Raw genomic sequence first — 19,993 nt, forward strand, 5'->3', positions numbered from 1 at the left:
TTATAGGCTTAAAGCATATATTCTTTTAGAAGGTCTGAAGCAGATCTTTGATTCTTAAAAAGATCTGATAGAATAGCTTGGAAGCTTAAATTGTTAACGGGTTTACCTTTTGTTGGAGCTGCTACATTGTTAGCTGGAACTGGCTTCTCTGTTACCTTAGTTGCAAACCAGGTTACATTTTCATAGGGTAGGGCAACGCCTAAAATCATACCAGGTAGACCGGAAAATGATTCCGGTCCGCTTGATAGAGGAATCATATCCGTGTAAAACGCTACGATGTAAATTGAATCCATCATCAGTCCATTTGCCCTGCGACACTGGAAACCTGCTATATCTCGCATTTCATCGGTTATTTTCCATTTGATCTTTCTCAGGCTATCGCTTACCAGGAAGGTTTCTTCGTATACCTGCTTTTGAATGGTGCTGGTTTTTAAGGTCAGGTCATTGGCAACGGTATTGATCTGGGAAGAAGCTGGCCGGTTACCAAAAAAATTGACAGCCAGGTTGTTATTTCCATTTGCTGCTGGAATATATAAGCTCTTATCCTTTGAGAAAGTTAGGGTGCTGTTCAGAGTTAAGAACTGTGGTTGTGCTTTCTTATATGCTTCAAAGGCTTGAACAATTATACCTGAACTATTTTGAGTAATTCCCTTTTCAATCAATGCATACATATTAACTCTTTTTTCAAATTCTATGCTTCCTGATTCGAGGAAGTGGGCATATTGAGCAAACAGGGATTTTCCGACCAGTATGAATATGATCATTAATATCAGCTTCGTTTTTTTCATAATCGTATAATTATAAGATTTTACCGAACTTATCAAAATCCCAAGTTAAAGAAAACATGAAGTAACGTGGGATGGTTGTGTAGCTATTTTGAGAGATTGTGGTGCCAGATGAACTTCTATTGAATGGCTTGTTACTCTTTAATAGATCATTTACCGATACTGATAACTTGAGATTATCCTTTTCGAGAAATTTCTTACCTAATGAACTATTTACAACGATAGTTTTCATGTCCTGGTTAAATGCATCCGTTTTTGCCTGAAAACTATAACGTGCGTCTGAACGTAATTCAATTTTTCCGGGCAAATAGATATTAATTGAAAGGTAACTTTCAAAGCCTCTTCCACTATTATTTAATTGATAAGAAGAAGAAGAGATGCTCTTTCTGTAAGTTGGTCCGACTGTTAGATAGAGGTCATACTTTTCTATTTTTGATTTGGATAGATATAAATTGCCTGAATAGGTTTGTGAGCTTCTATAATTGATTACATTGTTTGAAACACCATAATCGTAATTGCCCGTAAACCTTGTATATAATCCGAGCTGGGTATCTAGTCTTTTGATTTTTTTGCCATAGGATCCGTATAAGCTCATTTGTTTTTGCGTTTTATCAGACAAGTTTATAGAACGGTAAATGGTTTTACCCGCATCATCAGTAGTCATGCTGTTAATAATTGGGTTTGAAATAGTTGAATAGGAGCCACTTAGGTTAATGTTTCTGCTATTTAATACTTTATATGAATAATAAAAAAAGTCAAAACGATTGCTAAAGGCAGGATCAAGATCAGGATTACCTTCTATAATGTTCAATGGGTCTGTATTGGTACTAATTGGTTGCAATTGATCAATACTAGGTTGTATGGTTGCTCCGGAGTAATATAGATTGAAAATTTTTTGTGGAGAGAATTGGAGTCTATAGTTCGCAAGTGGATTCCAATAGATGAAATTTCGTTTGTAGGAAGTGTTTGTGTCCTGATCAATTTGATTTAGGTTGACTGCTGTTGTCTTTGTTCCAAATTGAAGAGAATGTTTGTCTTTTTTATAATTGAATGTGGCTCCCCCTTGATTGGAATATTGATTTAGAAGAAGATTGCTGCTAAATTCATCGATCAATTCATCATAATTTCCGGATGTAGATTTGTTAAAAGATTCCCGAAGGGAGGACTCCTTATTGATTCCTAACCCATAATTTAAAGTAAGGGAAAAGGCTTTTGATAGCATTTCAGTATAAGTGATGTTGCTGTTAAAGATACCGCTCTGTGAAGTTCCTGGTTTGTATTGATCGATATTTTGTATGCTATCTGGCTGACCTTGCGTATCATAAAATTCATTATTGGAATTCAGATAGCCTTTTGTTTGCATGCGATTCAAGGATTGCGTTAAGTTGATTGAGAAGGTTCTGCCAGGTTTGTTAAGGCGCTTGTTGTAAAGAGCATCGATCTTGAAACGCTGCTGATCATTATTATTATTGATAGTACGATTGCTTCTGTTGAGTATCGTATTATCAACACCTAGTGTAGAGGCCAGATAATTGTTTGACTCCTCTCCATTACCGATCATACCATTGACTGTTATTTTTAAGGAAGAAGCGGTGTCGGGAGTCATCTGATAAATAATGTCCAACGCTTTTTCGTTATTCAGGTTATGAAATTGTTGTTCTGAATTGCTATTTAATATCCCTGAAGGTAATGTGTTTTGTGAAATAGAATTCCGTTCACCTGTGACTTCGAGTGATCCTATTTTGAAATTAGTGTTGATGGATTCTTTATCATCATTCCATTTTGTATCATAATGAGCGCCACCTGACCGACCAATTGGAATTCCTTGTCCATCATATTGAGGTCTCGATCCTCCTAGGTCTACCGTGATTCCTCCATTTACGAAGTTTACACCACTTCCAGAAGGAGCATATTTGCTAGCATCACTAAAATTTAATCCGATGGTGCCATTATTTGCGATGTTCGTATAGGCCGAAAGCTTTTGTTTCTCTTGAAATAGGTTGATCATGGCTTGTCCTTTGTAAAATTCATCTGTTCCTCCGCCGGCATCTATTTTTCCGAAATAGCCTTCTTTCTTATCGTCTTTTAGTTGAAGGTTGAGTGTCTTGGTCCTTTCACCATCATCTATTCCAGTAAATATAGCTTGATCACTTTTCTTATCGTATAATTGGACTTTGTCGATCATATCACCTCTCAAATTTCGGGTAACGAGTGTCGGATCATCTCCAAAAAACTCTTCACCATCGACTAATACCTTTCTTACTGTTTCTCCGTGGGCGGTGATTTTTCCATCTTGATCTACTTGTATTCCGGGAAGTTGTTTAAGGAGATCTTCTACTTTAGCATTGGGTTGAATCACGAATGCGCGTGCGTCGTATTCTGTTGTATCTCCTTTTAGTTTGATGGCTGCTATGCCGCCTGTTATGATTACTTCACTTAATAAGCGCTCTTTAAGGATTAGGTTCAGGTTGCCAAAATCATAGGATTGATTTAGAGAGTCAAGTGTAAAGGTTTCTACATAATCTGCATAATCGGGATAAGTTACCAATAAAATAAATGTTCCTTTTTGGAGATCTGTGAGCTCGAAAACTCCATCTTTTGTTGATCTATTGAACTTGACCAGAATTGAATCTGCCGCGTTTAATACAGTAATGCTGGCATTGACGAGACCTACATTCACAGCGGTATCAATCACGGTTCCTTTGATCTGATAATTTGATTGAGCTAAAGCAGGGATGCTGCTTAGTAGAAATAAGATGATGGCTATAATTGATAAGTATCTCATTGTTTGTGCTTCTTTGGTATAAAGATTTATGGTTCTGTTGGGAATACCTGAGCTAACAATCTGGTGATTCTTATAAAGTCATCACTGCCCTCTCTTCTATAAATGATTTTTCCCATTGGGTCGATAATTACTGTTGTTGGATAAGCCCCGATATCAAACTTCGCTGTTATGCTTTCCTCTTTAATTTTCTGATCTTGCCATAAATTCACCCAATCCATATGTTTTTCTTTAATGATTGCTTTTGCTTTTGTATATTGCATTTCATCGTTAAATTGTGCTGCCACCCTGATGCCTTCTAAATTATAAATGGAAATTGCTGGTTCTTGAATTTCCTTTATACCGCTTACATTGATTTCCTTAAATACATCGTTCACTATTGCATTGAGAGAGGATTTTAAAGAGTCTACTTTCGCTAGAGCTTCTTTTGTAGTGTCATTTTTTAGACGCCTAACTATTCTTATATTTTCTCCTAATAGGTTACTTTTCTCTGAGGGGATGGGGATAGGGAATGTGACTACAGCATTTGTTTCGTTGTTTTTTTCAACAGACAAGTTTATTGTAAAACTTATTCCATCCATGACTTTTTCATTAGCGTATCCATCACTTGTAAGCAGAGTTAAGTAAAGGTTATTATCATTATTGGATATCGTATAATAAATACGATTATTTGTATTGTAAGCATGGAATCTGTTATCCCATTCTGTTGTTTTTCCGTCAATTTTGATACTCGATGGTGCTTGAACACTTTCTTCCTGAACCTTAGGCAGATTTTGCGCATGGACTATTCCTATAGATAAGAATGATAGGATAGAAGTAAGAATCGTTGTTTGTGTGAATTTTGACTTTCTCATAACGGTTTTAGTTTCGTAGTTACTTTAGTGTATATTCTCCCCATAGATCAGTGGTGCTTTGGGTATATAAAACATTTGGATCTGATGTGCCGACGAAAATTGGTGCTGGCATTTCATTAGGTGGTAACACAGAGTTTTGATCACTTAATTTAATATTGTAACTGAAAGGTTGATTCTGCTCGGATAGCATTAAGTATTTTAGTGGTATAGCCAGTTCGTAGGTGAAAGCCAGTTTATAATCGAATGCCGCGGCTACTTGAATTCCTAAAAGGTTATAGATAGAAACTGGATTATCAGTAACTTCTGGAATACCTGTTACCTGTATCCCTTTATACTGGAGATTGATTTCATTGTTGGCAATATTCATGAGAGAATCGATTTGTTTTTTGTATTGCACAGTATCAACATTATATTCTAAATAGGTATTCCATAAGGCATCACCGATTAGATCTGATTGTGGTTGCATACCTTTTTGTACTGGCTTGACTTTTATAGGATATAGGATAGCTATATTATTAATATCCTTAGCTTTTTCGTTATTGTTTTTTTGGGTAGAGAGGCTCGTGGTAAAGGTTATACCTCCGCTGGTTATTTTAGTCACAGCATAATAATCATCCGTATGTATGGTTAAGTAAAGTTTTTCATTATCATTGGAAACTGTATAGAAGATTCGATTAATCGGATTGTAGGCTTGAAGCCCATTGTTCCACTCGTTTAGTTTGCCATCTATTTTGATATTTGATGGCGCATGAACACTGGATTCTTGTACTTTAGGAAGGTTTTGTGCATTTGTAGCCTCTAGTATTAAAAAGAAGGATAATGAAGAAAGCATAATTGCTATTAGCTTGAATTTATATCTTTTCATAGTTGAATGATTTTTAATGTTGCAGCTATCTATTGTCTAATAAAGCTTCCATCACCTCGACGAGGGAGAGGTTGTCCGTTTTGTTGAGGCGTACCGCTCCACTTTTGTAAATTCATGCCGAATGTTATCATAAAATACCTGCTTAATGTATTAGTTTGCGTGTCGATAATGGAGTTTTCAGTTATAATACGATTGATAAAATTGTTTTGATTGAATATATCAAAGGCTTCTAGACGTAAAGTCGCGCCTATTTTATTTGAGAATCGTTTTTCTAAATAGGTGTTTAAAACAAAAGGGTTTTTTGTAATATTCGTACCGATACCACTTCGGTAATTTTTGCTGGCATAATAACCGAAGTGAAACCCTTTTGGGAGATAGATGTTGCCATCTATATTAAACGCAAAGGTTTGTGTGTTAATGTCTGAAGATGAGGGGATAGAGTTAGTTGATTTTATGACATCATAAGAAAGATAAGGGTTGATTTCTAACCAGTCTGTTGGTTGCATTCTGGGCCCGAATCTTTCAATATATCTCCATATCGATGTTGTGTTTTTGAGATTATTACTCATTGAGATTGAATGCATATTACTGATAAGACCATCTAACGCGAAGTAGTATTTTCGAGAAGAAAATTGTTTGGATAAGCTATAGTTGGCATTGAATGAATAATCTCCATCGAGGTTTAAGAAATGGGTCTCATACTTTAGGCTGTTATATGCATCCTCAATTAATAACAGATTTCTTACTACTTGATCATTTATGAATGTGGTGTTTAACCTGACCGAATAGGCAAACTGAGAATTGGCTATATAACGATTGTAGTTTGCATTAATAGTGTGTGTAAAAGAAGGCTTTAAGTCAGGATTCCCTATTATTGAGTTTTGTGGATTAGATACATCTCTAACTGGTTGTAGCTGATTGAAATTGGGTTCGATTGGGCTGCCAGAGTAGTTAATTTGAAATAAATGTTGATTTGACCATTGGTATTGAAATCTTGCAATCGGGATCAAATTGAAGTTCGTTTTATGGGTGCTATGATTTGCTCCAGTTCCCTCCAAAACTGTGGGAATAGCATTTACTCCTAGTGAGAAATTATATTTTCTTTCAGTGAATAAATAATTGAGTGCTAACCTGGTTTCAATGAAAGAATAGTTATAGCTGTTGCTTAAGGAATCAATAGGATTGGAAATGTTGCCAGAAATAATATCACTTGTGATTTTGCTATTATCGTAGGAACGGTAATTGATTTGTCCGTTAAACTGTAATTTAGATTTAGTACTTAGTGGCTCAGAATAGGTTGTACTGGCTCGGTAATTATTAATCTGGTTTTCGTTGTTGATTTGTTGATGAATTAATGAATCTTTTAAGATGAGGTCTGAATCGTTCTCAAAATAGGTGACTCTTGTATTTTGTTCTGTATCGTTATTTTGATTGGAGATGTCACTGCTTAGTTGCACCGTAAAGTTCCTGCCAAGTTTATTGAAAATGTGCTGATAAAATAGGACTCCTCCAATATCTGGAACGGTTGAATTGTTTTTATTTAACCCATATTGATTTTGATGAATAAGACCGGACTGCATACTGGATAGATTATTATCTGACGAGCTCGTATGATAGGTCAGTTTAGGGCTTATACGTAAAAAGTTTGCTTTATTAATTTCATATTCGAACAAGGAAGTGAAACTATGGATCTTGTTATTTATATTTTGGTTTTCTTCGTTTTTGGAAAATGTAGTGCCTAATGTGCTGAATTGTTGTAAATCGGTTTTATTAATTGAATTTATTTGAGAGTTATTATATGAGTAACTTAGGTTTATGTATATCTTTTCATTTAATGTGTTGCTGTAGCTAAAAGTAGGGTTGAGGGTTTGAGTTGTTCCACCGCTGTTGGCGAGGTTCATTGCATTGTTGGAAATTGGCTTGTTGGAATTAAATTCTGGGTTTGCAATACCATTTACAGTGTTTGACAGGTTTGCATTTAGTCCGATGGTTTCGTTGGCATTTATGCGAGTGCCAAAAAGTTGACCCTCATATCGCTCATTGTTTCCTGCCCCTGTATTAATGCGGGCCATATTTCCAATCGACCTGTCTACTTTTGTGGTAAGGTTAAGGATTTTTTTAGGTTCACCCTCTTTAATTCCAGTTCTGGCTACCTGATCACCATAATCATTGACGATTTGAACTTTTTCAACAATTTCGGCAGGGAGGTTTTTAATTGTCGAAGAGACATCTCCGCCGAGGAAGTCTCTTCCATTGAGTCTGGCTTTCGTAATTAACTCGCCTTGATGAGTTAAAGTACCATCTCTGCTCACTTGCATTCCCTCCATTTTTTTGAGAAGTTCATCAACAGTAGCAAACTCTCTAACTTGATAGCCGGAAGCACGATATTCGATTGTGTCGGTTTTATAAGTGATATTGGGTGTTCCATCAATGGTTACTTGTGCGAGCATTCTACTATCAGGCACCAGCATAACAGGATCTAAGATGATTTTGGATGCTCTGTCATCGTTTAATAGATGATAGGTAATTGGCTTGTAACCTAAACTGTTAACAGTAAGATAAAAGGTGGCTGATTTGACTCCTTTAAATACAAATATTCCATCCTCGTTGGTACTGGTAGAAAGGGAATCTGTATTATATTTTAAGATTAAGGTTGCTCCAGGAACAGAGTTTCTGGCTGAATCTAATACGATTCCACTAACTTCCCAAGATGTTATGAGCGGATTAAGACTCGCCGCTTGAGGTATTTGGGCAATTAATTTATCAACGCTTGTAGCAAAAAGTAATAGAAATACCCACCTCATTCCTTATAGTTTGGCAATGGTGATTCAATCGCTTACTCCACATCCAGGCCATTATTTGCCAGGTATTATAATAAAAGACTATTTACAACAGGTTAATGTATGTTAATTGGTAAAAGAATAGATTGCTTATACCAAGCTAGCCAGTATAATTGGCAATTCAAAATATAGTAAGATGATCTACGTCTTAATAGTCATTTACTCAGTTGTGTGTCCAATATTTTTGTCAGCCCATTTTAAAAACCATTTCATGTTAGCTTGATCTTGATGTCCTTGGTCATGTTGGCGCCAGGCAAGTTGTCCATCAAGCATAGGCGTGTTCACCGGTGGCATCTTTTCTGTTTTGTAATCGTTAGATACGCCCAGGTCTTTTACTCCTAATAGTTTAAACACAGGTCCGGCAGCAATGGCCGCCATATAAGTGCCTTGATGATCAAGCCATTTGGCATCGCCCATTTCTGGAATACCATAACTGATAAATACGAGCCTAGGTGCGCACATCGCAATAAGTTGATGAGTATCAACCGGTATATCACCTGCATTTTTACTGCCAAACGTTGCATCTGACGCACCATATTTCATGAAATTACCGGCCATCCAATAATAAAACCCACCTGTTAAACTTTCAACGGCTTCTCCCCAGTTGCGTCGATGTAATGTAGTGCCTCCTTTACCTGAAGAACCTATTAGTCCCATTGAAAATCTATCATCATAAGCCATGGTAACTAAGGCTGCTTTACCATAACGGGAAACTCCTTCAATACCTACATGTTTAGCATCGACAGCTGGTTCTGATTTAATGAGATAATTTAGGGCTTCGCTGGCTCCCCAAGCCCATGCACGCAAAGCACCCCAATCATCTGGTTTACGTGCTTGTCCTTTATTGACCAACCCGATGATGCCTCGTGTCAAACCTGCCCCGTTATCTGCTTGTATGCTTGAAGGATTTATCATAATATATCCCCAGCCATTCGCAATGAGCTGTTCGGTTGAAGGAGGATCATTATTTACTCCTGGTACACCAGGAATATCCGGGGTAGGCGGTTTAGGTGGAGGTTGTGGACCAAATCTATTGGCTTGTGGTGCTGCGGGAATTGGCTGATAAGCAGGATATTGATCTAATGCTGCTTTTACTGCTGGGTCACTATCTGCTAATAATTTTCTTAATGCAGTGTTAATGGTTTCTAGAGATGCTGGGTCAGGTTGTGCGGGCGCTGGTAAACGTGCGGGACCAAACATCATTAAAACAGGGACGGGACCTTTTGCATTGGCAGGAACAACTAATACCATGTCGATATTTACATCTATAAGTGGATAGGAAGAATTATCTACATGACCGATAATATGTTTAGCAATAACCGGTATGCGGTTTATCATTTCCTTATCAGTAACTTTTACTGTCCATGTAACTTTAGGTATATTATTTGGTAAACGACCATATACTTCCCGATCCATTTCTTCTACAATTTCAGGCCTGCGTTCATTCCACCACATAGCAGGTGTTGTTACTTTTTTGCCATTCTTAAGGGTAAGAACTTCAGGAAGATTTGGATAGGGATTGGCTAAAGATTCATCATAATTAGCGTGATTAGGTGCTTTTTCATCACCACTCGGGCCTGGACGTAATGCCTTTATGCCTAATTGATCCATCATATTTTGATGGCCCTGTTCTGCTGTAAAAGTTACTAATGGCGGATAATTATTTTGTGCAATGGCGCTTGCTGATACAAATAACAAGAGACTTAAAATACTTTTCATCTTCTATTATATAGTTTAGTGAATGATTAATTATCCGTTTCAAATGGTGAAGCCGGCAAGCCTTCTTTGTTATATAGATTTGCACCTTCAGGGTTGTCTGCCCATGCGTAGCGTACGTACTTTGGATTTTGTATGTCATTGTTCCATACAATTACTTTATCACCCTCTATCACTGCTTTTGCCCATACATATCGTTTATCAGTTCCGGCAATAGCAAAGTAATACAGGTCTCCACCACCTTTAACCATCAGGCCGCTACCGATGCTGGAAAAAGAGAGGATGATTTTATTACCTTCAATTTTATAGGATTGATATATTGGTCCGGAGTATACTACATCTTTAGCCCCATAAGCAAGATATTCAGCCCAGAGTGCAAGTCGTTCACCTATATCTTTTTTATTTAATGGGTGGATATCGTTCCATTCACCTGCGTCGATACCGACAGCCATACCGGTATTGGATACTGATAGAACTTTTAGCTGACTTTTTCTTAATTGAGCCCAATCACTTTCTGAAGGAGAATAATTTACTTCCATAAAATTTGGTAATTGTGCATATATAAATGGTAGGTCTCCTTGTCCCCACTTATTTCTCCAATCAGCAATTAAAGCTGGTAGTAATTTGGCATATTCTTTTGGTCTGCTACCGTTTGTTTCACCCTGATACCATAAGAATCCTTTTATTCTATAGTTGATAGCAGGAGCGGCCATTGTGTTATATAAACCTGTTGGTTCATTTTGAGCGACGAATGGTCTGTCTCTAATAGTACTGTTGTCAATATCAATTTTAGGTTGTACCTGGCCTACCTGGTAAATCCAGTCGCCACGCAAATCAATACGTTGACCATTTGCATTTAAGGAATAGTTTTTATCTGGAACAAAGCCACCTTTTCCTGATGTACTGATTACTTTAACAACAATTGTATTTTTGCCTGGCTTTAAAAGACCGGCTGGAACATTGTATCGGCGTGGTGGGTACTGATAGGTGATATTACCTACAAATTCTCCATTTACAAAAGTCGAATCAGCATCTATTATGCGCCCTACAAATAATTTAGCAGGTACGCCGATCATAGAGGCGGGTACTTCAATTTCTTTGCGGAAATATAAAATACCATTAAGATCTTTTACACCTTGATCTGCCCAATAGCCAGGCAGCCAGAATTTATGCCAATTTTCAGGTACATAGCTAGGATCAGTCCATTTGATTGGGCCACTTATTCCTTTATCAGGCTCTGGATTTATTATGTTTTTTGGGGGAGTATTGTTTGCCTTCAAATTTTTGAGCATATTACTCATATATGCAGTATCTCTGAAGTTCTTTATTTTATCTGAATATTCCGGAAATTCTTTGAATGCGTCAGCGCTCATCCAAGCTTCAATGGGTACACCACCAACACTTGAATTAATAATGCCTATTGGTACTTTATACTTTTGATAGAGCATTTTAGCGAAGAAATAAGTTGTTCCCCCAAATCCTAATATATTATTGCCTACAGCTGGTTTCCATTCTCCAGGAGGCAGGTCTTCAGAAATAGTGCTAACGTTGGCACTGGTAGGTACAAAGAAATTTCTTATTTGAGGGAAATTATCATTGGCTACTTCATCGGGATACCTTTCTTTTAAACGCTCCATGGGCAATACCATGTTAGATTGTCCGGAGGCAAACCATACATCGCCAATATAAATATCATTCAAGGTTATTTGATTATTACCCTGAAGAACCATCTTATATGGACCTCCAGCTTTCATTGCAGGGAGTTCTAATAACCACTTTCCATTAGCATCCGTAACTGTTTTTCCTTTTTTGCCATTAAAGTTTACACTTATTTTTTCTTTAGGTGACGCCCATCCCCATATTTTTAGTTTAATATCTCGCTGTAATACCATATGATCACTTATCAGTTGTGGTAATTTAATATCAGCAAAAGCAGAGGAAGTAGAAAAGATGAGAATGAGGCTAAATAGCCTTAAAAGGAGTTTAATATTAGTTTTCAATATGTAAGGTTTTGGTTACAGAGCTAAGATAAGAATTAATTTCTATCAAAATAAGAATTAGTTCCTATCAAATAATAACCGCCTTCCGCTAACACTTTCAATAATTTCACCATTTTCATATACAAGGTTTCCTGAAACAATGGTATGAGTAATGGATGATTGGAAAGTGTGATCTTCAAATGGTGACCACTGACATTTAGATAGAATATTAGATTTGCTTACAGTATAGGGTTTGTTTAGGTCTACTAAAACAAGATCGGCCCAATAGCCTTCTTTGATGAATCCACGTCTCTCTACTTGAAAGCAAAGTGCTGTATTGTGAGCAGTTTTTTGTACGATTTGCTCTAGGGTCATTTTTTCTTGATGGTAGAAATCGAGCAAAGCTTGTAAAGCGTGTTGAACCAATGGACCACCTGAAGGAGCTTGTGAATAAGGTTTGGACTTTTCTTCAATGGTGTGTGGGGCATGGTCTGTAGCAATTACATCAATTGTTCCATTTAGCACAGCCTGAAAGATAGCGTCACGATCATGGGCTGTTTTAATAGCAGGGTTCCATTTGATGAAATTGCCTTTTTCTGCATAGTTTTTATCTGAAAACCAGAGATGATGGATACAGGCCTCAGCAGTAATTTTCTTTTCTATCAGAGGAATATCATTTTGGAATAAACTAAGTTCGTCTGCTGTAGATATATGGAGTATATGTAAACGCGTTCCATGTTTTTTAGCCAATGCTGTGGCTGATGAAGAGGAGATATAGCATGCTTCTGCAGAGCGAATTAATGGATGCATTTCAATAGTTAGTTCATTATATTCGCTTTGATATCTTGCAAGGTTCATTTTAATGGTTTCCTCGTCTTCGCAGTGGGTAGCAATTAACATAGGAACTTGTGAAAATATTCCTTCTAAGGTATTTTCATCATCCACCAGCATGTTGCCAGTAGAGGAGCCCATAAAGACTTTTACACCACAAACAGTTTTCGGATTAGTGCGTAGAACTTGTTCGATATTATCATTTGAGGCACCCATATAGAAAGAATAGTTCGCTATGGATTTTGTAGCAGCAATTTGATATTTATCTTCTAGAAGTTCTTGAGTCAAAGCATTGGGAACGGTATTGGGCATTTCCATGAAACTGGTTGTTCCCCCAGCAACGGCAGCCCGACTTTCGTGCCATATATCAGCTTTATGAGTTAAACCGGGCTCACGAAAATGAACTTGATCATCTATTAATCCAGGTAGTAAATGCAAACCTTCGGCGTTTATGATACGATCGCTTGGAGAATTTATATAGCTATCGATTTTTTCAATAATTCCTTTATGTATTAAAATATCGGCTACTTTTTGCTTGCCTTCGTTTACAATGGTTGCATTTTTTATTAGGATTCTGGACATGTTTTTTGATTTGATCAAGAAATTCAATTCAAAAATAACGATTTGCAGTCGTTATGGCTAATTAACATCATTTAAACGTTAAAGTTTTTGAATGGAATTGCTATTAAAGGCTTTTATCTATCTTTGCAGCTATGTACAACTCATTTGAGGATTTTAAACTAAACAGACAATTATTAAATGCTATTGAAGAGGCTGGTTATACACAACCGACGCCTATTCAGCAAAAAGCAATTACTCCTATATTGGCAGGACAGGATTTGATGGGTGTGGCGCAAACTGGTACTGGAAAGACTGCTGCTTATGTTTTACCTATTTTAATGAAGTTGAAATATGCACAAGGGGAAGATCCTCGTGCATTGATTCTTTCGCCAACGCGTGAGTTAGCGATGCAAATTGAGGCTGATATTCGTAGCCTTGGTAAGTATACTGATTTAAGGACAGTAGTGCTTTATGGAGGATTAGGGCCAAAAACACAGATAGAAAACTTGAAGAAAGGTGTAGATATTATTGTTGCAACGCCGGGTCGTTTTTTAGATCTTTATTCAGCAGGACATATCTTTTTGAAGTCTATTAAGTTTTTAGTTTTGGATGAAGCTGATAAGATGATGGATATGGGCTTCATTAGCAAAATTCACCGCGTTTTAGAGATCGTTCCCAGAAAGCGACAGAATCTTTTATTCTCTGCAACGATGAGTGAGTTGGTTCATAAAATTGCTGGTGATTTTTTAGCCTTTCCTACGAAGGTAGAAGTTGATACTCAAGCAACGCCGGCAGAAACTGTAGAGCAGTCACTTTATTATGTTCCGAATTTAAAAACGAAGATTAACCTGTTACATAATCTATTAAACGATATTGATACGTTCAATAGAATCATCGTTTTTTGTAAAACACGAAAAGTTGCAGATAATGTTTTTACATTTCTGGAACGTAAGTATGGGATAGAAGATGTACGTGTTATTCATGCAAATAAAGGTCAGAATACACGTATTAATTCAATTACTGCTTTTAAGGAAGGTGGTTTAAGAATATTGGTTGCAACTGATGTTGCTGCAAGAGGCTTAGATGTTAGTGATGTAAGTCATGTTATTAACTTTGAGGTTCCGGTTGTTATTGAAGATTATGTGCATCGAATTGGCAGAACAGGTAGAGCTTTGAAACAAGGAAGTGCTATTACATTTTGTGATCCTTCGGAAGAATACTACTTACATAAGATAGAAAAGCTAATCAGACAGAAAATACCTGTTAAGGAGATTCCTGAAGCTGTGTTTGTTGAAAAGACTGGTTATGAAGAACGGCAAATAATAGCAAGGGAGATCGATAATCAGAAGAGGAGGGATGATCCGGAATTTAAGGGTGCTTTTCATGAAAAAAAATCGGCAAATAACCGTGCTAATGATGGTAAAGGGAAGAGTAATAACCCTCGAAAAGATGCTGGGAAGTCTGTTCATCGGGCAAATGGAAAATCAAAACGATTTGATAAGAAAAAATGAAGCGTGTTACTCCTTTAAATATACTAACGGCAGCTTTATTGATATGGCTGGGTTTCGGTTTATTGGATGGTACACTTGGGTTGAGCCAGGCATTATGGGTTTTATTACTTGTTGTACTTGTTTTTATCGGAGATCAGCTTTTTAGAATGTTGCTTGGTAGTTTAAAAAGGATTTGGATAGTACAAATGATATTTATTGCTATTACGGTAGCTACAGCTTTTGCAATTTGGTATATTAAGAATTAATAGATTAGAATAATTTTTCAATGAAAACAGCAGAAATTAAATTAGTAGTAACATTGGACGATCAAAACGTTCCAGAAAATATAACATGGGAATCAACGGATGGGGAATCATCAGAAGCTTTAGCGGCTAAAGCACTATTTTTAGCTTTATGGGACCCTCATTATAAGAATTCAATGCGCATTGATTTGTGGACGAAAGATATGCCAATCGATGAAATGAAGCGTTTCTTTTATGAAACCTTGCAAACCTTAGGTGATACATTTTTACGTGCATCTGGAGATGATGAAATGGCAAAAGCTGTTATTGGCGATCTACGCGATTATTGCGACCATTTTGCAGAGAAAATGGAAGTTACACAAACGAAGTAATTTAAGATTATTGTTTAATCGCCCGTAGCATTTCGCGTTTGCCAGATGCTCCGGGCGCTTTTTCAATTGAGAAGCCCATTGATTTCATAATACGCTTTAAATTGCCGGTTATAGCATAAGTTACGAAAACACCTCCTGTTTTTAAGTAAGAGCAAACATGAGTTAAGGTTTCTTGACTCCACATCTCGGGTTGATGAGCCGCCGCAAAAGCATCAAAGTAAATTATATCAACTTTATTATTTGATTTATAGTTAATTACATCACATACATTGATCAATAATTTACCTGCTTTAGTTGTTATCTGTGATTGCATTGCAGCTTCATAGTGTGCTAAAAACTCATTTCCGATTGTTGGAGAAATGTGTTTTATATTATCAACTTCAATAAGAATTTCTTTATTTAATGGATAACGTTCAATACCTGTATAATTTAAGGTAATGTCATTATGGAAGCAATAATCGGCTGATATGAGGTAGTTTAAGCCTGTTCCAAAACCAACTTCTAAGATTGAAATAGCCTGCTGAGCTTGTTTGTTTAAATAAAATTCAAGGCCAGAGTTTAGAAATACGTGTCTGCTTTCTTGCAGAGCTCCGTGAGTAGAATGATAATGCTCTCCTATTTCTGAATTAAATAGGGTGGAAGAACCATCCTCAGTTTGTATAACGTTCATTACAGTACTTTTGAACCGCGCTCAAGCCAAACGCTCCATCGATTGTTGTAAGCGTGTATTTGGGGAGTTTGGGCACCTTGATTTGTATAAACAGGGTGACCTTCATTGACCCATTCAAAAATGCCGCCGTAAAGGTTATATACATGCTTATAACCTGCTTTAATTAACATTCCGGCAATTCTTTGAGCACGATTTCCGACAGAACAGTAAACGATAACGGTTCGGTCTTTAGGGATATCATAAATACTGCGCATATCAAACCAGATATAACCTACATTTCTTGCATGCCTTAAATGACTTATATTAAATTCATTTTCTTCGCGAGCATCTAATATAAATAAGCTATCACTATTTAATTTAAGGAACTGATTTATATCGATAGTAGGTATTTGTTGATTGTATATCTTCTCCAATTCAGATTTGAATTCAGGATTAATAACCCTTTCTTTTGTTTGAAAGAAAGGGAAGATTGTAAGGAAAATTAGAATAAAGCTAGGCATGTATTAATTAGCTTTTATATTGTTTAATTCTTGTCCCCATATCCAAGACTGTAGCACCATTTAGTTTTAAAGATAAAATGCTAGAACCGATTGCTGACCTTAATCCTCCCGCACAATGAACAGCTATGAGCTTGTCAGTCGGAATATGTTCTGTTGACTCGCGCAAACGAGGCAATGGAATATGAATAGCGTTTTTAAAAATGCTATCTTTTTTTACTTCATTGTCGTTCCTTATATCCACAACGGTGAATTGGTCCCTATTATTGTCAAATGCCTCTTGATTAAAGTTATTTTCTTTTATGGATCCGAAGTCATTCCAAAGGAGACCATCAACAAACTTCTCATAACCAATCTTTGCTACCTTTTCCATAATTTGATGAAGGGATGCTTCATCATAACCAACTAAGTAAAAAGATTCACTTGGATTTACGATGGAACCTAACCAGGTTTCAAACTTTAAACTATCAGGAATATTAATAGCATTTTTATGATGTCCATTTTGAAAATCTGCCGCTTGCCTGGTGTCAACTATAAGTACATTTTCAGTTAGGTTTTCTTTATGAAGCATGTTTGTGGCAGCACGTATGCTTTGTTCAAAAGATTCTAATCCGGCTTTATTTAAAGCAACATTGTACTGGAAATACTTGGGTACCCACGGTTGGTCTTCTGTAATTAAATTAACAAAATCGTTCTCAGACATATCCTGGAGCGTTGGATTTTCTTTCAATTCCTTTCCGATAGTGCTTTGTAATTCAGGGCTAATATTCTTTCCACATAGAGAACCCGGACCGTGAGCCGGATAGATGATAACATTCTCAGGTAAGGTCATTATTTTATCACGCGTAGAATGGTAAAGACTACGTGCAAGCTCCTCAGCCCTGGCTTTTATATTACCTACATTTTCTCTTAAATCGGGTCTTCCAACATCTCCTACAAATAAGGTGTCTCCTGTAAATAAAGCATGTTCTATACCGTCTTTATTAATAACTAAAACAGATATACTATCGGGTGAGTGCCCTGGAGTATTTATTGCTTCCAGGCTAATATCTCCAAGTTCTATATGATCACCCTCATCAAAAGCTTGATGAGGGTAATCTGCCCCAACTAATCTGCTTGTATAGATTGTTGCACCTGTTGTATGATGAATCTCAAGATGAGAGCTAGTAAAATCAGCATGAGGGTGTGTTTCAATAACGCCAACAATTTTTGCCTGATTGTTCTTTGCATATTCATAATAAGGTTGTGGGTTTCTGGCAGGATCCACTAAAATTATTTCTTTATTGTTTAACACAGCATACGATGCATGTGCTAATCCTTTATCATAAAATTGCTCTATCTTCATCTTTATCAATTAAATACTACCATACCTTTATTCTGTCCTTTTCTGGAACAAATAGTTTGTCGCCTTCTTGAATATTAAAGGCTTTATACCAGGCGTCCATATTTACTATAGGGCCTACGGTTCTGGCATCGGCAGGCGAATGAGGATCTACTAAAATAAACTGCGCGGCAGTTTCGGGACGAATATTCATTCTCCATACCTGAGCCCATGACAGGAAGAATCGTTGATCAGGAGTTAAACCATCAATTAATTCATTAGATTGGCCTTGGGGAGTTTTCTTGAATGCTGCATAAGCAATTGCTAAACCACCTAAATCTGCTAAGTTTTCACCCAATGTTAAATTTCCATTGACATTGATTGTGTCTAATACTGTGTATTTATTGTATTGATCAACAACTTTATCTGCACGTTCTTTAAATTTAGTAGCATCTTCTGATGTCCACCAATCTTTTAAATTCCCATCTGCAGCAAATTGACGACCTTGATCATCAAATCCATGTGTCATTTCATGCCCGATTACAGCGCCAATTCCACCATAATTGATGGCATCATCTGCCTCGAAAGCAAAGAAAGGGAATTGTAAGATACCTGCTGGAAATGCTATTTCATTATTAACCGGATTGTAGTAAGCATTTACGGTCGGAGGAGTCATTCCCCAACGGGTACGATCAACAGGTTTACCATATTGGCTGACCATATAATCATAGTTCCATTGATCAGCACGTTTTACATTTCCATAAAAATCGTCTGCATTAATCTCTAGCCCATCGTAGGTTTCCCATTTATCTGTATAGCCAATCTTTGGCGTGAAAGCATTTAATTTTTCTAATGCTTTTTTCTTTGTTTCTTCACTCATCCAATCCAGATCCTGAATGCGTTCAGCAAAGGTGACAGATAGGTTTTTAACCAGATCCTGCATTCTTTGTTTAGCTTCCGGAGTGAAATATTTCGCGACATATAATTGTCCTAATAGATCGCCAATGGTATTGTCAATTAATGTGAAGTTTCGCTGCCAGCGTGGTGTCATTACTTTTTGACCACTAAGTACTTGAGCGAAAGCAAAATTAGCATCAACAAAATCCTTGCTTAAATAAGGAGCTGATTTCTTTAGAATATTCCACTTTAGATATACTTTTAAGTCTTCTATAGGAGTACTTGCTATTAATTTGCCTTCATCAATGAAAAATTGTGGATTATCTACAATAATCGAATCTGCACCATTTACCTTTAATGCCGGTAAGATCTCTACCCAATTGAAAGGTTGGGTATTTTGGCTGAATTGCTCTAGTGAGAATTTATTGTAAGTAGCAATTGGATCACGCATTTCTACACGGCTTTTTTGTGATTTTGCGAGTATACTTTCTGTTTTCCAGATAGCATCGAAATTTGCTGCAGCTTGTTCTTCAGATAATCCTGTTAATTTAAAGAGAGCTGCGATGTATTTCTTATAAGCTTCCTTAATGGTGTTATTACGATCGTTAGTTACTAGATAGTAATCGCGATCGGGTAGAGTAATTCCACCTTGGGATAGTTGAGGCATATTTTTATTTGCATTCTTACTATCCTGATAAACATAAAAATCATAAAAAGGACTTGTTAATCCGGTTGATTGTTGATGGTTTATTTCATTGATAATACCTTTTAGATCATTGATTTTATCAATTCTATTTAAATCTTCAATAATCGGTTTTGCTCCTGCTTCTTCAATAGCAAGACTATCCATTGAGCTTTTAAAGAAATCGCCTACACGTTGTTCTATGCTTCCAGGAGTAGCATTTGTATTTGCAGCAGCTTCTTCAAGTAAGCCTTTTACAGCTTGTGCATTAAATTCACGTAATTCATTGAAACTACCCCAGCGAGTTTCTTTATCCGGAATTGGATTGTTTTTCATCCAAACTCCGTTTGCATAATGAAAAAAGTCATCTCCTGGTCTTACAGTTGTATCCATATTGACAGGATCAATGAATTTGTCTGGTATGTTTGAGACTTTTTTAGACTCTGGACGGGCGCATCCGTTTATGGTAATAAGAACTATCCCACAATAAATTAATGATGAATATTTCATAGATTGTAGATTGATGTTTTATAGATTGAAATGTAAGGGCGAAGTTAGTAAACAAAATACTATTTTTGTCTTTCTTACG

Annotated in this window: 15 protein-coding genes; 3 read left to right on the forward strand and 12 right to left on the reverse strand. The window is 36.7% G+C overall.

Annotated features, from left to right (window positions below; translation table 11 throughout):
* Window positions 1-8 precede the first annotated feature (8 nt).
* The 8 genes from C8N28_RS00355 to C8N28_RS00390 form a co-directional block, all read right to left on the reverse strand.
* Window positions 9-788 (reverse strand): GLPGLI family protein, encoded by a 780-nt coding sequence (locus C8N28_RS00355; protein ID WP_246012670.1) that lies wholly within the window; start codon window positions 786-788, stop codon window positions 9-11.
* A gap of 10 nt (window positions 789-798) precedes the next feature.
* The gene (locus C8N28_RS00360) at window positions 799-3,570 is read right to left on the reverse strand and encodes an outer membrane beta-barrel protein (protein ID WP_132220419.1); all 2,772 of its coding nucleotides are present in this window, start codon (window positions 3,568-3,570) and stop codon (window positions 799-801) included.
* Between the two features lie 26 nt (window positions 3,571-3,596).
* A complete protein-coding gene (locus C8N28_RS00365; RefSeq protein ID WP_132220421.1) occupies window positions 3,597-4,421 on the reverse strand; it encodes a TlpA family protein disulfide reductase in 825 nt (274 codons plus the stop codon).
* A 19-nt stretch (window positions 4,422-4,440) separates the two neighbouring features.
* Complete coding sequence (locus C8N28_RS00370) at window positions 4,441-5,286, reverse strand: hypothetical protein (protein ID WP_132220423.1); 846 nt, start codon at window positions 5,284-5,286, stop codon at window positions 4,441-4,443.
* 29 nt (window positions 5,287-5,315) lie between these two features.
* Window positions 5,316-8,090, reverse strand: a complete 2,775-nt coding sequence (locus C8N28_RS00375) for a TonB-dependent receptor (RefSeq protein WP_132220425.1) — start codon at window positions 8,088-8,090, stop codon at window positions 5,316-5,318.
* Between the two features lie 195 nt (window positions 8,091-8,285).
* The gene (locus C8N28_RS00380) at window positions 8,286-9,845 is read right to left on the reverse strand and encodes a glucuronyl esterase domain-containing protein (protein WP_132220427.1); all 1,560 of its coding nucleotides are present in this window, start codon (window positions 9,843-9,845) and stop codon (window positions 8,286-8,288) included.
* A 26-nt stretch (window positions 9,846-9,871) separates the two neighbouring features.
* Window positions 9,872-11,842, reverse strand: coding sequence for a sialate O-acetylesterase (locus tag C8N28_RS00385; protein ID WP_246012672.1), 1,971 nt, complete (start codon window positions 11,840-11,842; stop codon window positions 9,872-9,874).
* Between the two features lie 57 nt (window positions 11,843-11,899).
* On the reverse strand, window positions 11,900-13,234 hold the full coding sequence (locus C8N28_RS00390; RefSeq protein WP_132220429.1) for a dihydroorotase: 1,335 nt from the start codon (window positions 13,232-13,234) through the stop codon (window positions 11,900-11,902).
* A 131-nt stretch (window positions 13,235-13,365) separates the two neighbouring features.
* Here C8N28_RS00390 and C8N28_RS00395 point away from each other — a divergent pair, with 131 nt between their 5' ends.
* From C8N28_RS00395 to gldC, 3 genes are read left to right on the forward strand one after another with little or no spacing between them, the layout of a single operon-like run.
* The gene (locus tag C8N28_RS00395) at window positions 13,366-14,724 is read left to right on the forward strand and encodes a DEAD/DEAH box helicase (protein ID WP_132220431.1); all 1,359 of its coding nucleotides are present in this window, start codon (window positions 13,366-13,368) and stop codon (window positions 14,722-14,724) included.
* Window positions 14,721-14,969 (forward strand): hypothetical protein, encoded by a 249-nt coding sequence (locus C8N28_RS00400; protein ID WP_132220433.1) that lies wholly within the window; start codon window positions 14,721-14,723, stop codon window positions 14,967-14,969. The genes C8N28_RS00395 and C8N28_RS00400 overlap by 4 nt, the downstream gene beginning before the upstream one ends.
* 20 nt (window positions 14,970-14,989) lie before the next feature.
* Entirely contained in the window at window positions 14,990-15,337 is a 348-nt protein-coding gene (gene gldC, locus C8N28_RS00405; RefSeq protein WP_132220435.1) for a gliding motility protein GldC, read from the forward strand.
* 7 nt (window positions 15,338-15,344) lie between these two features.
* On the opposite strand, the gene mnmD is transcribed toward gldC, so the two are convergent.
* The 4 genes from mnmD to C8N28_RS00425 are packed head-to-tail and all read right to left on the reverse strand — an operon-like array spanning window position 15,345 to window position 19,914.
* Window positions 15,345-16,007: a tRNA (5-methylaminomethyl-2-thiouridine)(34)-methyltransferase MnmD gene (gene mnmD / locus C8N28_RS00410; protein WP_132220437.1), complete on the reverse strand. Its 663-nt coding sequence runs from the start codon at window positions 16,005-16,007 to the stop codon at window positions 15,345-15,347.
* Complete coding sequence (locus tag C8N28_RS00415; protein ID WP_132220439.1) at window positions 16,007-16,507, reverse strand: rhodanese-like domain-containing protein; 501 nt, start codon at window positions 16,505-16,507, stop codon at window positions 16,007-16,009. Before C8N28_RS00415 ends, mnmD begins: the two co-directional genes overlap by 1 nt.
* A gap of 7 nt (window positions 16,508-16,514) precedes the next feature.
* Window positions 16,515-17,849, reverse strand: a complete 1,335-nt coding sequence (locus C8N28_RS00420; protein WP_132220441.1) for an MBL fold metallo-hydrolase — start codon at window positions 17,847-17,849, stop codon at window positions 16,515-16,517.
* Window positions 17,850-17,865: 16 nt separating this feature from the next.
* Window positions 17,866-19,914: a M13 family metallopeptidase gene (locus C8N28_RS00425; RefSeq protein WP_132220443.1), complete on the reverse strand. Its 2,049-nt coding sequence runs from the start codon at window positions 19,912-19,914 to the stop codon at window positions 17,866-17,868.
* Window positions 19,915-19,993: the final 79 nt, after the last annotated feature.

Origin of the sequence: Albibacterium bauzanense, from assembly GCF_004339765.1 — a bacterium.
Taxonomy (GTDB): Bacteria; Bacteroidota; Bacteroidia; order Sphingobacteriales; family Sphingobacteriaceae; genus Albibacterium; species Albibacterium bauzanense.

Bases quoted from the DNA above. Each gene is read 5' to 3' on its own strand.
- C8N28_RS00355 (WP_246012670.1), bottom strand. From the start codon at position 788: ATGAAAAAAACGAAGCTGATATTAATGATCATATTCATACTGGTCGGA.
- C8N28_RS00360 (WP_132220419.1), bottom strand. From the start codon at position 3,570: ATGAGATACTTATCAATTATAGCCATCATCTTATTTCTACTAAGCAGC.
- C8N28_RS00365 (WP_132220421.1), bottom strand. From the start codon at position 4,421: ATGAGAAAGTCAAAATTCACACAAACAACGATTCTTACTTCTATCCTA.
- C8N28_RS00370 (WP_132220423.1), bottom strand. From the start codon at position 5,286: ATGAAAAGATATAAATTCAAGCTAATAGCAATTATGCTTTCTTCATTA.
- C8N28_RS00375 (WP_132220425.1), bottom strand. From the start codon at position 8,090: ATGAGGTGGGTATTTCTATTACTTTTTGCTACAAGCGTTGATAAATTA.
- C8N28_RS00380 (WP_132220427.1), bottom strand. From the start codon at position 9,845: ATGAAAAGTATTTTAAGTCTCTTGTTATTTGTATCAGCAAGCGCCATT.
- C8N28_RS00390 (WP_132220429.1), bottom strand. From the start codon at position 13,234: ATGTCCAGAATCCTAATAAAAAATGCAACCATTGTAAACGAAGGCAAG.
- C8N28_RS00395 (WP_132220431.1), top strand. From the start codon at position 13,366: ATGTACAACTCATTTGAGGATTTTAAACTAAACAGACAATTATTAAAT.
- C8N28_RS00400 (WP_132220433.1), top strand. From the start codon at position 14,721: ATGAAGCGTGTTACTCCTTTAAATATACTAACGGCAGCTTTATTGATA.
- gldC (WP_132220435.1), top strand. From the start codon at position 14,990: ATGAAAACAGCAGAAATTAAATTAGTAGTAACATTGGACGATCAAAAC.
- mnmD (WP_132220437.1), bottom strand. From the start codon at position 16,007: ATGAACGTTATACAAACTGAGGATGGTTCTTCCACCCTATTTAATTCA.
- C8N28_RS00415 (WP_132220439.1), bottom strand. From the start codon at position 16,507: ATGCCTAGCTTTATTCTAATTTTCCTTACAATCTTCCCTTTCTTTCAA.
- C8N28_RS00420 (WP_132220441.1), bottom strand. From the start codon at position 17,849: ATGAAGATAGAGCAATTTTATGATAAAGGATTAGCACATGCATCGTAT.
- C8N28_RS00425 (WP_132220443.1), bottom strand. From the start codon at position 19,914: ATGAAATATTCATCATTAATTTATTGTGGGATAGTTCTTATTACCATA.